The organism is Methylomagnum ishizawai (assembly GCF_019670005.1).
In the GTDB taxonomy this organism is placed as follows: Bacteria; Pseudomonadota; Gammaproteobacteria; order Methylococcales; family Methylococcaceae; genus Methylomagnum; species Methylomagnum ishizawai.
In genome coordinates this window covers 4,194,467-4,209,526 of sequence record NZ_AP019783.1, presented here as the reverse complement: position 1 = coordinate 4,209,526, position 15,060 = coordinate 4,194,467, and the positions used below count along the sequence as shown (strand labels likewise).

11 protein-coding genes are annotated in these 15,060 nt (G+C 65.9%); 8 read left to right on the top strand and 3 right to left on the bottom strand.

The features are described 5' to 3' along the window. Positions 1–192: 192 nt before the first annotated feature. Positions 193–1,836: an ABC transporter ATP-binding protein gene (locus tag K5658_RS18955; RefSeq protein ID WP_221064636.1), complete on the top strand. Its 1,644-nt coding sequence runs from the start codon at positions 193–195 to the stop codon at positions 1,834–1,836. A gap of 8 nt (positions 1,837–1,844) precedes the next feature. Here K5658_RS18955 and K5658_RS18950 read toward each other — a convergent pair whose 3' ends face one another. Next, entirely contained in the window at positions 1,845–2,342 is a 498-nt protein-coding gene (locus K5658_RS18950; RefSeq protein WP_221064635.1) for a HEAT repeat domain-containing protein, read from the bottom strand. Between the two features lie 397 nt (positions 2,343–2,739). On the opposite strand from K5658_RS18950, the gene K5658_RS18945 reads away from it, so the two are divergent. Together K5658_RS18945 and K5658_RS18940 are read left to right on the top strand one after the other, a co-directional pair. Continuing rightward, positions 2,740–3,567 (top strand): GlcG/HbpS family heme-binding protein, encoded by an 828-nt coding sequence (locus K5658_RS18945; RefSeq protein WP_221064634.1) that lies wholly within the window; start codon positions 2,740–2,742, stop codon positions 3,565–3,567. Between the two features lie 91 nt (positions 3,568–3,658). After that, on the top strand, positions 3,659–4,252 hold the full coding sequence (locus tag K5658_RS18940) for a hypothetical protein (RefSeq protein WP_221064633.1): 594 nt from the start codon (positions 3,659–3,661) through the stop codon (positions 4,250–4,252). A gap of 15 nt (positions 4,253–4,267) precedes the next feature. Here K5658_RS18940 and K5658_RS18935 read toward each other — a convergent pair whose 3' ends face one another. Both K5658_RS18935 and K5658_RS18930 read right to left on the bottom strand, forming a co-directional pair. Then, positions 4,268–4,954: a HEAT repeat domain-containing protein gene (locus K5658_RS18935; protein ID WP_221064632.1), complete on the bottom strand. Its 687-nt coding sequence runs from the start codon at positions 4,952–4,954 to the stop codon at positions 4,268–4,270. A 97-nt stretch (positions 4,955–5,051) separates the two neighbouring features. After that, positions 5,052–6,035 (bottom strand): ABC transporter substrate-binding protein, encoded by a 984-nt coding sequence (locus tag K5658_RS18930; RefSeq protein WP_221064631.1) that lies wholly within the window; start codon positions 6,033–6,035, stop codon positions 5,052–5,054. Between the two features lie 283 nt (positions 6,036–6,318). Between K5658_RS18930 and K5658_RS18925 the strand changes: the two genes are divergently transcribed. From K5658_RS18925 to K5658_RS18905, 5 genes are all read left to right on the top strand, one after another. Next, complete coding sequence (locus K5658_RS18925) at positions 6,319–10,554, top strand: PAS domain S-box protein (RefSeq protein WP_221064630.1); 4,236 nt, start codon at positions 6,319–6,321, stop codon at positions 10,552–10,554. A gap of 126 nt (positions 10,555–10,680) precedes the next feature. Continuing rightward, positions 10,681–12,072: an O-antigen ligase family protein gene (locus tag K5658_RS18920; RefSeq protein ID WP_221064629.1), complete on the top strand. Its 1,392-nt coding sequence runs from the start codon at positions 10,681–10,683 to the stop codon at positions 12,070–12,072. A gap of 2 nt (positions 12,073–12,074) precedes the next feature. Beyond that, a complete protein-coding gene (locus tag K5658_RS18915) occupies positions 12,075–12,902 on the top strand; it encodes an ABC transporter permease (RefSeq protein ID WP_246628502.1) in 828 nt (275 codons plus the stop codon). Then, positions 12,899–14,146: an ABC transporter ATP-binding protein gene (locus K5658_RS18910; RefSeq protein WP_221064628.1), complete on the top strand. Its 1,248-nt coding sequence runs from the start codon at positions 12,899–12,901 to the stop codon at positions 14,144–14,146. The genes K5658_RS18915 and K5658_RS18910 overlap by 4 nt, the downstream gene beginning before the upstream one ends. Before the next feature lie 26 nt (positions 14,147–14,172). Then, complete coding sequence (locus K5658_RS18905) at positions 14,173–15,021, top strand: sulfotransferase family protein (protein WP_221064627.1); 849 nt, start codon at positions 14,173–14,175, stop codon at positions 15,019–15,021. The last annotated feature ends 39 nt before the right edge of the window (positions 15,022–15,060 follow it).

Sequence of the window (15,060 nt, the reverse complement as noted above, 5' to 3'; positions counted from 1 at the left end):
CCGCGGCGCGCGTCCCTTGAGCCAGGGCGGAGGCCCGGATCGGCAAGTCCTGGCCCAAGGACCGGGCCGGGTGTTCCGGTACCCGGCCATGCCGGGGATCGGTTCCGTCCTGGCGGGGCGGGCGCGGTCGATAGGCGGTCCCGCGCCGCCCCTGTATCATGGCCCCGCCCACCACCACGCCCCGGTATTACCATGGATACCCGTCCGCCCGCGCCCCCGCTGCTCACCGTCACCGACCTCCGCGTCGGCTTCCAACAAGGCCCGGACCACACCCCCGCCGTTGATGGCGTGTCCTTCGGGATAGGCCGGGGCGAAAGCTTCGCCCTGGTCGGTGAATCCGGCTCGGGGAAATCGGTCACGGCCTTGTCGGTGCTGCGCCTGCTGCCGCACAACGGGCGCGTCCGGGGCGGTTCGGTGCGGCTGGGGGGGACCGAGGTGTTCGCCCTGCCCGAATACGCCATGGGCGGGATACGCGGGCGGCGCATCGGCATCGTGTTCCAGGACCCCATGAGTTCGCTCAACCCGGTCATGGCCATCGGGCGGCAACTCGGCGAAACCCTGCGCCTGCACCTGGGCTTGAAGGGCGCGGCCCTGCGCCGCCGCGCCCTGGAGCTTTTGGACCACGTCGGCCTGCCCGATCCGGCCCGCCATCTGGACGAATACCCGCACCAGCTCTCCGGCGGGATGCGCCAGCGCGTCATGATCGCCCTGGCCCTGGCCGGGGAACCCGAACTCCTGATCGCCGACGAACCCACCACCGCCCTGGACGTGACCCTGCAAGCGCAAATCCTGGAATTGCTCAAGCGCCTGCGCCGGGAGCGCGGCATGGCCCTCTGGCTCATCACCCACGATTTCGGCATCGTCGCCGAACTGGCCGACCGGGTGGCGGTGATGCGTTCGGGCCGGATCGTGGAGCAGGGCGGTCCCGAATTCTTCCAGCGCCAGAACCATGCTTACAGCCGCGAGTTGCTGGCCGCCATGCCCCGGCTCGACGCCTGCCTGGACCGGCCCGCCCGCGCCGAAACCGGCCCGGCCTTGCTGGAGGTCGAGGATTTCCGCGTGCATTACCCGATCAAGCGCGGGCTGTTGCAGCGCACGGTGGACCAGGTGCGGGCGGTGGACGGGGTATCGTTCCGCCTGGGCCAGGGCGAGACCTTGGCCCTGGTGGGCGAATCGGGTTGCGGCAAGACCACGCTGGGCAAAGGCATCCTGAACCTGATCGAAACCTCCGGCGGGCGGGTGCGGTTCGAGGGCGCGGAAATCGCGGGACTGGCGGGCGCGGCGCGGCGCAAGCGCTGCGCCGAGATGCAGATCGTGTTCCAAGACCCTTATTCGTCCATGAACCCGCGCATGGTGGTGGGCGATATCATCGAGGAAGGTTTACGCGCCCAGCGTCCCGGACTCGGGGCCGGGGAACGGCGCGAGCGCTGCGGGGATTTGCTGCGGGCGGTGGGTTTGCCGGTGGCGGCGCGGCTGCGCTATCCGCACGAGTTCTCCGGGGGCCAGCGCCAGCGCATCTGCATCGCCCGCGCCCTGGCGGTCGAACCCAAGCTCATCGTCTGCGACGAACCGACCAGCGCCTTGGATGTCTCGGTGCAGGCGCAAATCCTCAAGCTGCTCAAGGAACTACGGGAACGGCGGGCCTTGAGCTATCTCTTCATCACCCACGATTTGGCGGTGGTGGCGGAACTGGCCGACCGGGTGGCGGTGATGCACCGGGGCCGCATCGTCGAACTCGGGGAAACCCGCCAGGTGTTGTACGAACCGGCCCACGACTACACCCGCAAGCTATTGGCCGCCGTGCCCAGGTTGCGCCTGGGCCGGCCCACGCGGTAGCCGGGCCGTCAAGGCCCGTCCCGTCCCGCCACGGCGTCGCGCAGGATTTCCCGGATCGCGGCGGGAACGTCCGCCGCCGCCGCCCTGGCCTGGAATCCGGCCCGTAGCGCCCGGTCGCGTTTGGTCCCTGTTTCGCTATGGGCGAGGAACCCGCCGAGGCTGCCCACCGCCGCCATCCCCACCGCGATATCCGGGTCGCGCAGCGCCGCGAACAGCGCGTCCAAGGTGGCTGGATTGGGTTTGCGGACATGGCCCAGGCCGCGGGCGGCGGCGACGCGGACCTCGGCCACGGGATCGCCGGCCAGCGCTTGGACCAGGGCGGTTTCCGCCGCCCGGTCGGCGTAGGCGGCGAGTTGCTCGGCGGCGTCGGCGCGGCGTTCGGGGTCGATGTCACCGAGCCGGGCCAGGGCCGAATCGCGTTGCCGTACGGCGGGGGTTTCGTCTTCCCTGGCGGGGGATGCGGGGCGCGGCGCTATGGAGGATGGGCCGGGCGCCTGGGGAACCACGGACCGGGGAGATACCTGGGGGGGTGGGGTATCGGCAGGTCCCTGTGGTGTTTCCGGGACGGGGTGATTCCCAGGTGGCGCGATGGTTTCCTGGTAGGTAAATACCATTATGGACAAACCGGTAATCCAGGCGGCGGCGATAATTTTGTTGCGGTGATTGGACATGGCGGCGATTCGTCGTGGATTCGGAGGGGTGGGGTTTGGGAGGCCGCCCGGTGGCGATCCACCGGAACCCTGGGGTTGGATGGCATGGGCGCGGGGCGGCGGGGTTTTGTGGGCTTGTTCAAAAAACTGGGCGGATTCCCTTGTAATCCGAATCGCCGCTTGGATAATTGCCCGGTCGATTCTGCGGGATCGACCCGCGTCTTAATAGGCTTAGAAGAATTGGAGTGGACAAATGCATAAGAAGATACTCGGCGGCGTTATCGCCGCGCTATTGGCCGTTTCGGCTTCCGGGGTTTGGGCCAAGTGCAGCGATGTTTCCGACACCGACCTGGAAAATGCTATCGCGGCGGCGGCTAAGGCCAAAACCGGCGGCTATGGCTTGAAAATGTGGGTCACTTTGGTCGATGAGACCGGCTTGGTTTGCCGGGTCGAAACCAACGGCAGGGAAGGCCCCTTCGCGGGCAACCGGGAATGGTTGGGCAGCCGGGTGATCTCGGCCCAGAAGGCCTTCACCGCCAACGCCTTCAGCCTGGACGGCTACGCCATTTCCACCGCCAACCTCTACACCCCGGTGCAGCCGGGCGGCAGCCTCTACGGCCTGCAAGCGAGCAACCCGGTCGATGCCAGCCAAGCCTATCTGGGTTCCCCCAAGCTGTACGGCACCGAGACCGACCCCCTGGTCGGCAAGCGTATCGGCGGCATCAACGTCTTCGGCGGTGGCTTGGCGCTGTACAAGGACGGCAAGAAGATCGGGGCCATCGGCGTGTCCGGCGATACCTCCTGCCGCGACCACGCTTTCGCATGGCAGGTGCGCGGGGCCTTGAACGCGCATCCGGGCGCGGGCACCGTGGGCATCACCACGTTCAACTACGGCGCGGACGGCACCGTGTACAGCGCGGCCCAGGGCAACCTGCTGCCCAACGCCGCGGTGGGCGACGAACTGGTCATGGGGAGCAGCACGGGCGGGCTCGGCGCCTACTGGAACGCCTGGGCGCACCCGATGTGCCCGAACTCCTTGCCCTTCGCCAACGCGGGCAACGGCACCCTGATGGCTCCCTGATACGGGACGGTCCGGGTTGGTCAATGGACCGGAAGCGGGCGGTCGCGCCCGCTTTTTTAATGCCTCCGACATGCTTATGCCGAACAAGTCCTTGCCTATCCTGCTCTTGGCGGGCCTGCTCGCGGCCTGCGCCACGGACCGCCGGAACCCGCCCCCCGCCGCCGGTCCGCCCGCGCCGCCCGACCTCGCGGCCCTGGCCGCCGGACTGGGCGCGGGCCTTGCGCCCACGCCCGACCAAGCCGCCGAACAGCGGCGCTTGGTGGATAGGCAGGTGGCCGCGGCTTCCCATATGCTGGACAGCCCGGAGGCCGAGGCGCAGATCGCCGGGGCGGAGCAATTGGCGGCCTACCCCACGCCGGAAGCCGAGCGGGCGCTGCTGCGGTTCCTGGACGCGCCGCGCCGGGCCGAGGCCCAGGTCGCGGCGCTGCGGGCGCTGATGGCGTTCAAGGAGCCGGAAGCGGCCACGGTCGCCCTGCTGCTGAAGGCGGTGGAATGGCCCGGGGAGGGGGTTCAGGCGGCGGCGCTGGCCAGCCTGTCGGCCTACCTCGACCACCTCGACCCCGGCTCGGCGCGGTTCCGGGAGGTGTACCGGGGACTCGAGGGCGCGGCGCGGTCAAAACGGGTGGAACCGGCGGTCCGGCAGGGGATCAGGGACATGCTGGCCGGGTTCCCGCCCCTGGGGTGAGGGACGGGCCGGGGCTCAGTGGGTGGCCTGTTCCGCCTGGTCTTGCAGGATATCGTGGATGGCTTCCCGGATATCCTTGGGCGTGCCCTGGTTGGACATCTTGGCCCGGAGTCCGGCGTCGAGTTGGCGGTAGCGCTTGGAGCCTTCGTCGGTGGCGGCGAGGTAATCCTCCAGGGAAGACAGGGCGCTGGCCCGGACCTCCTCGTTTTGATCCTCCAGCGCGGCCATCAGGGCGGCGACGGTGTCGTCCGAGGGCTGTTCCACATAGCCGAGGCTCTGCGCCGCCGCGTTGCGGACATCGGCCTCCGGGTCGCTGTTCAGCACCTGGGCCAGGGCCAGTTCGGTTTCCTCGCTGGGATAGGCGCCCAGGATCTCGGCCCCTTCCAGGCGTTGCGTCGGATCGGGGCTGCCGAGCTGGGCCAGGGCGGCATCCATCTCCTCTTGTTCGGTCCGGTCTTCTTCCTCTTCCGTGGTGGGCGCGGCCTGGGGCGGCGGCGGTACCGGACGCGCCGCGGACGGCGGCGATACCGGGCGCGGCGTTGGCTGCGCCGCGGCGCGGGGGGGCGGGGGGGTGGCCGGCGCGGCTTCCGGGGGCGGGACGGGTTCCGGCATGGGCGGGAACAGCGTGTCCACGAGGTACCACGAGGCGGCGGCGAAGGACAGTATCACCAGGATAAGCAGGCTGATTCTTTGGAACGACATGGGCGGTCGGCGGGTGCTGGGGGATAGGGAGGGGGCGGCTCCGCGCCCGTTGCCATAGTCTAGCAACTTATGGGGCGCGGCTATCGGTAGGGTTGCGCTATGGGCCGGGCGGGGTCCAGAACACGCCCGCCGGTAGCGTGCCGCCCACCGCCGGGGTCGCGCCGCCCGCGACCTCGCCGAGCCGCCGGTAAATTTCCCCGGCGGCCCGGATTTCCTGGGGACCGAAGCCCACGACCCGGCCCGCGCAATAATCCCGCCGCAGGGCGTCCTGGACCTTGGGGTCGCTTTCCTGGGTCAGCGGGACGATCCTGCGCCACGCGGCGTCGGATTCGCACAGGTGGCGCTGGGCCTCCGCGGCCATCTTCAGGAAGGCGTCCAAGGTGGCGGGGTGGGCCTTGGCCCAGCGCTCGTGGAAGATATAGCCCAAGGCCGGCACCGGCACCTCCACCCCCAAGCCCTTCAATAGCCCGTGCCCGTCCAACACCCGCCGGTAGCCCTGGGCTTCCAGCTTGGCGGCCGGGTTCCAATAGTTCAGCACGGCGTCGAGCTTGCCCTGTTCCAATTGCTGGTTCAGCAGCGGCGGGGCGCCGAAGGTTTTTTCGACCGCCCGGTCCAGGTCCAGCCCGTCCCGCTGCCGGGCCAGGGCGCGTAACAGCAGCCAGTTCTTATCCAAACCGCCGCCGGCGATGCCGAGCTTCTTGCCCTTGAGGTCGGCGATGCCCTGGATCGGCGAGCCGGCCGGAACCATCAGGGCGCCATGGTTGGTGGAGTAGGGCGCGAAGCTGAAATCGGCCCCTTGCCCGCGCTGCTGGGCGACCCAAATCCAATCCCCCACGATCATGTCCACGCTGCCGCCTTGCAGGGCGATCCTGCCCGCCTCGGCGCTGGCGAGCGGGGTGGGTTCGAGCCGGACGCCCCGGCCCTGGTCCAGTCCTTCGCTTTGGATCGTGGCGAGTTCCCAGTTCAAGGTGCCGAAGGCCAGCACGCCGATGCGGAGGGTCTCGGGCGGGGTCGCGGCCAGGACGGGGCGGGCCAGTCCGAGCAGCAGGAACAGGGCGGGGAGGATGCGGGGGCGGTGCATGGTCGGGGGAGCCGGAAGTGGATGGAATCCTTATTGTAAGCCGGGGTGGGGGATAAGCCACTAGGGCATGATACGGCGTGCGTCCGGCACGGTTTTTTTTGGCCAAATTCCTGGAATATTTGATAGAATTTGATAATCACCGGTCCGGCCATCCGCGTGGGACACGAGAGGGGTGCCCAAGCGGATGCGGGTATGCTCCTTGGTGTCCGTGGTCATGCCGGAATCCATCCGCCATGGGCCGGGCCGGGCGCGCGGAACATCCACGCCATCTTCCTGGTTTTCAATGCCTATTTTGCCTAGCGAGGGGACTATGCACACGGCGGGGCCATTCAAGGGCCGGCTGCCCGCGAACAGCCACGGGCCGTTGTTGGCGGGGTTTTTGGTCTTGCTCTTGGTGCTGGGCTTGGGTGGCGTGGCCGGGGTGGCGTTCTACCATGACCAGGTCGGGCAACTGCGGCAAAAGGTCGAGACCGAACTCAACACGCTCGGAACCTTGAAGGTGGAGGCGCTGAGCGCTTGGCGGGCACAGCAACTGGGCAACGCGGGCACGCTGATGGACGATCCGTTCTTGATCACGGCCCTGACCCGTTGGCGCGCCACGCCCAAGCCGGAACTGGGGCGGCAAGTCCTCGCCAAGTTCCAGAGCCTCGGGCGGCACCATGGCTACCGGGATGTGTTGTTCGTGGCCCCGGATGGGCGTATCGGCCCGAGCCTCACCGGCGTCACCGACGCCGAGGGGGACAGGGACCGCAGCTTTGTCGAACTGGCCTTGCGCGAACACCGTCCCATCCTCACCGAGCTGCACTACGATCCCAACCATGGCTTCCCGCATTTGGGACTCATCGCGCCGCTGTTCGACCAGGGCCGGCCGGTCGGGGCGCTCGAACTGATCATCGATGCCCGCCAGTCGCTCTATCCCTTGCTGCTGTCCGCGCCCATCGCCAGCGCCACCCTGGAGAGCTTCCTGGTCCGGCGCGACCGGGGCGGGGCTTTGGTGCTGAGTCCGCTCCGCCACCGCGCCGAGGCCGAATTGGATTTCCATATGCCCCCCCAGCAAAGCTGGCTGCCCTCGGTGCGGGCGGTGCGGGGGCAGGTCGGCGTGGTCTATACGCGGGACTACCGGAACCGGGAGGTGGTGGCCCTGTTGTCGCCGGTGCCGGAGTCCTCCTGGTTCCTGATCACCAAGATCGACACCGCCGAGGCCCTGGCGGAAGGGCGTCAGCGCGTCGCCGCCAGCCTGGGGATGCCGGTGCTGGGCGCGGGCTTGCTGGCCGTCTCGCTATGGGGGCTGTGGTCGCGGCAAAAACGGGCCGAATACCAATCCCTGTACGAGGCCGAGGCCGCCCGCCGCGCCAGCGAGGAACGCTATGCCCTGGTGGTCCGTGGCATCAACGACGGGATTTGGGATTGGAACCTCGAAACCCACGCGGCCTATATTTCCCCGCGTTGGAAGGCCATCCTGGGGTTCGCCCCGGACGAAATGCCGGACGCCGAGGCCAGCTTCTTCGAGCGGCTGCACCCGGACGACCGGGACACCGTCCAGGAAGCCGTCCGCCGCCATCTGGAGGCGGGCGAACCCTACAAGGCCGAATTCCGCCTCCGGCACAAGGATGGCGAATACCGTTGGGTGTTGTCGCGGGGCGAGGCCCTGCGCGACGCCGGGGGACGGCCCATGCGCCTGTTGGGGGCGATCACCGATATCACCGAGCGCAAGCGCACCGAGCGGCAATTGCGCGAGGAAGTGGAAGCCCGCCGCAAGCGCGAGAGCGAGGTCGAATCGCTCAACCGCCTGTACGCGGCGCTGGGCCAGCTCAACCAGGCGCTATTGCTCAGCCGGACCCGGGACGAGATTTTCGGGGAGGTCTGCCGCATCCTGGTGGACACCGGCCAGATCGCCATGGCCTGGGTGGGCTGGCTCGACCTCCCGACCCGGACCGTGGTGCCGGTGGCCGCCGTGGGCGACGACACCGGCTATCTGGACAGCGTCGCGATCCGGGTCGGGGACGCCTGCCCGGAAAGCCGGGGTCCGACCGGCACCGCGATCCGGGAAGACCGCATCCAGATTTGCCAGGAGTTTTTCCAGGACGAGAGTACCCGGCCCTGGCGGGCGGCGGCGGCGCGGGCCGGTTGGGTGGCCTCGGCCAGCCTGCCCATCCACTGGGACGGGCGGGTCGGCGGGGCTTTGACCTTGTACGCCCGCCAGCCGGGGGTGTTCGACGGCGGGGTGGCGGCCCTGCTGGAACGGGCGGCGGCCAATATTTCCTTCGCCCTGGAAACCTTGGACCGGGAGGAGCGGCGGCGGCGGGCCGAGGCCGGTTTGGCGCGGGCGGCGGACCGCTACGCCCGGATGCTGGCCACCACCAACGACGGCTTCTGGGTGGTCGATGCCGGCACCGGGCTGCTGCTGGACGTGAACGAAGCCGCCGTCAGGATGAGCGGCTATGCGCGGGAGGAGCTGCTGTCGATGCGGGTGGTCGATTTGGATATCGAATACGACGAGGCGGGCCGGGGCGCCCGCACCCACACGGGAGGCTGGGAGGTGTTCGAAACCCGGCACCGCACCAAATCGGGCCAGATCGTCGATGTGGAAATGAGCGTGATGCCGGAGGCCGATTCCCAGACCCTGCTCGCCTTCCTGCGCGATATCACCGGGCGCAAGCGCGCCGAGCGCGAAATCCTGGCGCTGAACGCCGACCTGGAGGCGCGGGTCGCGGCGCGGACCGCCGAACTGGCCAAGGCCAGCCAGGAGGCCGAGGCCGCCAGCCGGGCCAAGAGCATGTTCCTCGCCAACATGAGCCACGAAATCCGCACGCCCATGAACGCCATCCTGGGCTTCACCTATCTGTTGCAGCGCGAACTGCCCGACACCGCCCACCTGGACAAGCTCGGCAAGATCGATAGCTCGGCCAAGCACCTCCTGGGGATCATCAACGATATCCTCGACCTCTCCAAGATCGAGGCCGAGCATCTGGTGCTGGAGGAAATCCCCATCAACGTGTTCTCCATCGCCGAACACGCCTACGCCATGGTGGCCGAACGCGCCAGGCAGAAACACCTGCTGCTCGTCAAGGAGATCGATCCGTGCCTGTTGGACCTGCCCTTGCTGGGCGATCCGCTACGCCTGGGCCAAATCCTGCTGAACTACCTGAGCAACGCCGTCAAGTTCACCGAGCAGGGCGGCATCACCCTCCGGGCCGGGGTGATCGAGGAGGATGCGGATTCGGCCCTGTTGATCTTCGAGGTGCAGGACACCGGCATCGGTATTTCCGAGGAACAGCAGGCGCGGGTGTTCGGGGCGTTCGAGCAGGCCGAGAACTCCACCACCCGGCTCTATGGCGGCACCGGCCTGGGGCTGGCCATCAACCGGCATCTGGTGCGGATGATGGGCGGCGAGGTCGGCGTGGTCAGCGCGCCGGGGCAGGGCAGCCTGTTCTGGTTCACCGCGCGTTTGAAACACGGGCTGGCCTTGCCGGCGGCGGACGCGGGGGGCGAGCGACCCCGGCTGCGGGCCGGGGCGCGGGTCTTGCTAGCCGAGGACAACCCGATCAACCAGGAAGTGACCCTGGCCTTGCTGGACGAGGCCGGGCTTAGCGTGGAGGTGGCCGGGAACGGGGCCGAGGCCGTGGAACAGGCGCGGACCGGCGGTTACGACCTGATCCTGATGGACATGCGGATGCCGGTCATGGACGGCTTGGAGGCCACCCGCCGCATCCGGGCGCTGGACGCGGGCCGGAGCGTGCCCATCCTCGCCATGACCGCCAACGCCTTCGAGGAGGACCGCCAGCTCTGCCTGGATGCCGGGATGAACGGCCATGTCGCCAAGCCGGTCGATCCCGAGAACCTCTACGCCACCCTGGCCTGCTGGATACCCGCCGATCCGGCCCAGCTGCCGACGGCGTTCGCGGCCATGGAATGCCAACGCGCCGCCCGGTCCGGGGCTCCGTGCTTGATCGACCAGGAAGACGGGTTGCGGCGCTTCGGCGGCAGGCTCGACCATTACCACCAGGTGTTGGGCGGTTTCGCCAGGTTGCACGGTGATGACGCCGGCGCGCTCCGGGCCGCGCTGGCCGGGGACGACCGCGAGACGGCGGAGCGCATGGCCCATTCGCTCAAGAGCGCCGCCGCCACCTTGGGCGCGGAGCGCGTGTGGCGCTCGGCCCAAGATTTGGAGGTCCATATCCGCGAGGGCCGGGACGCCGTTGGCCTGGAGGAAGAATTGGACGGGCTGGCCGAGAGCCTGGCCGCGACCTGCGCCGAGGTCCAAACGCTTAGGGTCGCCCGGCCGGCCTCGCAACCGCCCGACCCGGAGCGCCTCGAAGGTTTGCTGGCAGAGTTGGAGTTCCTGCTGGACCAGGACGATATCCGGGCCATGAACGTGTGGCGGGAATTGCGGCCGCTCTTGGTCCTCGTCCAGGGCGAGGTGCCGGTCATGCCCCTGGAGCGCCGCATCGACGGCTTCGATTTCCCGGTCGCCCTGGACCTCTTGCGCGGCTTGCGTTTGCGTAGCCGGTCGAGTTAAATGGGCCGCTTTGCCGGTATCGCCGGGGTCGGCGGACGGGCGTGATCGATCATCGACAGGGTGGCTTATGGCGGGAATGGCGTTGCTGACGGGGATGGACGGCGGAACCGGCTCCGGTCCGCGTCCATGCCATGGACCTCCCGCCGTCCTGGAGCCGGGCAAGGAACCCCGGCTTTGAAGGGGGGGCGTTCCAGCGCGGGGCCGGACGCCGTTGCGCATCCCGCCGACGTGTTCGCCCAATTGGGCCTGATGGTCTTCGCCCTGTTGGCGTTTTGCGCCCCTTTGGCCAGCGCGTCCGGCCTGGGACTCGTCTTCCTGGCCGCGCTGTTTTCCCCTGGGGCCCGCCAATCCTTCCGCCGCGACCCCCTCCTGCGCTGTTCCCTGGCGTTGTGCGCCTATCTGGCGGTGGAAGCCGCCTGGGCCGCCATCCGTTTCCCGGAAACCTGGCTGGTCCAACTCCGGTTCCTCGGCCAATGGACCTTGTGCCTGGGGTTCCCGGCGCTGGCCTGGGTTTTGCAAGGCCGGCCCGGGCGGGTCGGCTTGGTGTTGGTGGCGGCGTTCGCCGGTTTGGTGTTCGGGGCGGCCTTGCACCTGCGGGGGAGCGACTTCTGGGCCTTCCGGGTCGGCCAGCAGACCGGCTTCCAGATGCGGGCGGGCTGCGCCGGGCTGGTGTGGGCCACGGCCTTGCTGGGGTTGCTCCTATACGCGGAGCCGGCGCTGCGGGCCGTGTGGGGCACGCCCAGGCTGTGGCCACGGCTGTTGTTTTTCGGGGGTGGCCTTTATCTGGCGGTCTACGCCTTGGTGGCGAGCCAGTCCCGGATTTCCTGGATCGCCCTGGCGCTGGCGGTGGCGGCCAGCGTCGCCCACCGCGTCCGCAGATCATGGGGCCAGGAAGGGGCCGGGGCCAAGCGGCCCTACATCCTGGTGTTGGCCCTGGTCCTGGTCGGCGCGGGCATCGCCCTCAACACGGATAGGATCGGGGAGCGCATCGCCGCCGACCGCGTGGTGGTGGCGAAAATCCTGGGCGGCGATACCGCCGACCTGCCGCTGTCCTCCTTCAAATACCGATATTATGTGCAGCGTTTCGGCCTGGAAAAATGGTGGGAAAGTCCGTGGTTCGGTTGGGGACCGGGTTCCACCGCGTATTTGATCAAACTGGCCGACCGCGAGGAACTCGTCAACCAGACCGACAACGGGCGGATGATGGGGCAGTTGCATAATACCTACCTGGAAATACTGATGCAGGGCGGTATCGTGGGCCTGGGCTTGTTCCTGGCCTGGGCGGCGATATTCGCCAAGCCACTGTGCCAGCCCGGATATCGCGACCCTTTGCCGGAACCCCTCGGGCTATTCGTCCTGGGTGGACTCTCGATACTCGCCATCTGGGGGTTCGCCGCCTATGGGATGATCGTCGAGAATTGGCCTTATTGGCGCTGCTATTGGCTGTTATTGGCGGGCATCGCCCATACCTTCGTCGTCTACCCGCCCGCTGTGCGGGCGGGTGTTTTACATATCTGATTATGAGCGCAACTCGGGAAATCGTCATTACCCCAGGCCGGGCCATGAGCAATTATTGGCTGGACCTGTGGCGGTATCGGGAATTGTTTTATTTCATGGCGTGGCGCGATATTTTGCTGCGCTACAAGCGGATGAGTATCGGTTTCGCCTGGGCGGTGATCCGGCCCGTGCTGACCATGCTGATATTCACCCTGGTTTTCAGCCGTATCGCCAAACTGCCTTCCGGGGGGATGCCTTATCCCCTCCTGGTATATACCGCCATGCTGCCCTGGCAGTTTTTCGCCACGGCTTTCGCCGACGCGGGCAATAGCCTGACCAACAAGGAATCGATCATCGCCAAGGTGTATTTTCCCCGGTTGATCGTACCGGCCAGCGCGGTCATCGTGAGCTTCGCCGATTTCGTGGTGGCCTTGGTGATTTTGGCCGGGCTGATGGTGTGGTATGGCATCGTTCCCGACCTGCGGTTCTGTGCCTTGCCCGCGTTCGCCCTGCTGGTGGTCTTGGTCGCCCTGGGCGCGGGGTTGTGGATTTCCGCCCTCAGCGTCAAATACAAGGATTTCCGTTATATCATTCCGTTCGCGGTGCAACTGGGTTTATATATTTCCCCGGTGGGTTTCAATAGCACGGTGGTGCCGGAAGCTTGGCGCTGGGCTTTCGCCTTGAATCCCATGGTGGGGGTGATCGATGGTTTCCGCTGGTCGGTGCTGGGGATGGAGCCGCCCGACTTGGGCTATAGCCTGGGGGTTTCCCTGGCGCTCGCCCTGTTTTTGCTGGTTAGCGGTACCGCCTATTTCCGTAGGTTGGAACGTTCCATAGCGGAGCTACTATGACAGTCGCCATCGCCATCGAAGGTTTGGGCAAGAAATTCGCCCTGCGCCATCAAGCCGGGCGCAAACCCTATTCCACGTTCCGCGATGCCTTGACCGACGGGGTGAAATACCTGGGTAAAAAGCTCGTGGGCCGGGGGGGCGGCAAGGATTCCATGGAGGAGTTCTGGGCGCTCGACGATATCAGCCTGGATATCCGCGAGGGCGAGAAAGTGGGTGTGATTGGGCGCAATGGGGCCGGGAAATCCACCTTGCTGAAAATATTGTCCAGGATCATCGAGCCGAGCCGTGGCCGTATCCGTATCCGTGGCCGCGTGGCCAGCCTATTGGAGGTGGGTACGGGGTTCCATCCGGAATTGACGGGCCGGGAGAATATCTTTTTCAATGGCTCGATCCTGGGAATGACCAAGGCCGAGATCGTCCACAAATTCGACGAGATCGTCGCCTTCGCCGAGGTGGAGAAATTCCTCGATACCCCGGTCAAGCATTATTCGTCGGGGATGTATGTGCGCCTGGGATTCGCGGTGGCCGCCCATTTGGAACCGGAAATCCTGGTGGTGGACGAGGTCTTGGCGGTGGGGGATGCGCGGTTCCAGAAAAAATGCCTGGGTAAACTCGAAGAGGTCGGGCGACAGGGCCGTACTGTTATGTTTGTCAGCCATAATATGAGTTCCATATTGCAATTCACCGACCGTACCATCCTGCTGGGGGGTGGTCGCGTCCTGTTCGACGGCGATAGCGAGGCCGGGGTGATGCAATATATCCGGGTCAACGAGGAAGCCGGCAAAGCCACCGATCTCGATACCCATTTGCCTTGGTTCAAAATCGATAGCCTGACTTTCGACCAAAGCGATATGGCGATTGGTTTCAACCGGCCTTTGCGTTTCCGCCTGGATGTATCGGTGGGACGGGAGGTGAAGGAATTCATGATGACCTTCGGCATTTTCAATAGTATTGGTGCCCGCATTATCACCGCCAGGGGAATGATACCGTTCTTGCCTTCCGGTACCCACGGCATTGCGTTGGACATCCCCGATCACCGCTTGATTCCGGGTGATTATTCTATTTCGGTGGTGCTGCGGTCCGCGGAGGATTTGATTTTCTCCAAGGAGCAGGTGATCGCTTTTGAATTATTGGCCGATGATATCGACGATCCCTTGCTGCTTCCCATCGTGGCGCGGGCCAAGGATCGCTGGGGTTCTTATTGCGCGATGAGCGCCAGGCTCAATGGCTTCCAAGCGGACTGAATCCGCGGTAACGGATGGGAATTTCAATGCAAAGCAGTTATCCGGTACATTCGGAAAACCCGGTGCGGACCCTGGCCCGTTCCGTCCGGGATTTCCTGGTATGGGAATACTATCGATGGCGTTGCCCGCTGGTGAGGGCGGCTTTGCAATATAAGCCCGCGCAGGATTTGTTGTTCAGCACCAATGTATCACCACGTTATCGTTATGTGTACTTGGGGAATCCAAAAACCGGGACTTCGAGCTTGAAGTCGGCTTTGGCGGACGTGGAAGCGCGTGGTCCCGATACCGACATGGATAGGTATGATATGGAAGTGATCCATAATACCGAAGCTTCTCCTTTGCAAAGGATAACTTGTTTCGGGGCACCAAACCCGTTGTCGTATTTGGTGGATCATGGGTTCCGTTTCTTCACCTTCGTGAGGAATCCTTATCATAGGCTATTATCTTGTTATCGCGATAAGATTTTGAATTATCAAGCACACCAGATGCAAAAACCCAGGCTGTTGCGGGCCATGGGGCGTTCCGAAAAAGATTTGGCGATGCCGATCACCTTCGAGCAATTCATCAGGGCTATCGTGCCGCAGAGCGATTACCAGATGGACCCCCATTGGCGTCCCCAGACCTCCAATACCTTGTACGAGGTGCTGGATATTGCCTTTATCGGCAGGTTCGAGAGATATTCGGAGGATTTCGCGGCGGTGTTCGAGTGGATCGGCGTGGAGCCGGACCGGATACCGCGATGCCGCCATTTGAACCGGTCGGGCGCGGCGACCGGTTGCGCTGAATTTTATACCCAAGAATTGCGGGATTTGGTTTATCAGAGATATGAAAAAGATTTCATCAACTTTTCCTATGACTACGATCTCCCGGATTGAGGCTGGATAAATCGGGTTGAAGGGGTATCTGGCTGAAGT

Bases quoted from the DNA above. Each gene is read 5' to 3' on its own strand.
- K5658_RS18955 (WP_221064636.1), top strand. From the start codon at position 193: ATGGATACCCGTCCGCCCGCGCCCCCGCTGCTCACCGTCACCGACCTC.
- K5658_RS18945 (WP_221064634.1), top strand. From the start codon at position 2,740: ATGCATAAGAAGATACTCGGCGGCGTTATCGCCGCGCTATTGGCCGTT.
- K5658_RS18935 (WP_221064632.1), bottom strand. From the start codon at position 4,954: ATGTCGTTCCAAAGAATCAGCCTGCTTATCCTGGTGATACTGTCCTTC.
- K5658_RS18930 (WP_221064631.1), bottom strand. From the start codon at position 6,035: ATGCACCGCCCCCGCATCCTCCCCGCCCTGTTCCTGCTGCTCGGACTG.
- K5658_RS18925 (WP_221064630.1), top strand. From the start codon at position 6,319: ATGCCTATTTTGCCTAGCGAGGGGACTATGCACACGGCGGGGCCATTC.
- K5658_RS18920 (WP_221064629.1), top strand. From the start codon at position 10,681: ATGCCATGGACCTCCCGCCGTCCTGGAGCCGGGCAAGGAACCCCGGCT.
- K5658_RS18915 (WP_246628502.1), top strand. From the start codon at position 12,075: ATGAGCGCAACTCGGGAAATCGTCATTACCCCAGGCCGGGCCATGAGC.
- K5658_RS18910 (WP_221064628.1), top strand. From the start codon at position 12,899: ATGACAGTCGCCATCGCCATCGAAGGTTTGGGCAAGAAATTCGCCCTG.
- K5658_RS18905 (WP_221064627.1), top strand. From the start codon at position 14,173: ATGCAAAGCAGTTATCCGGTACATTCGGAAAACCCGGTGCGGACCCTG.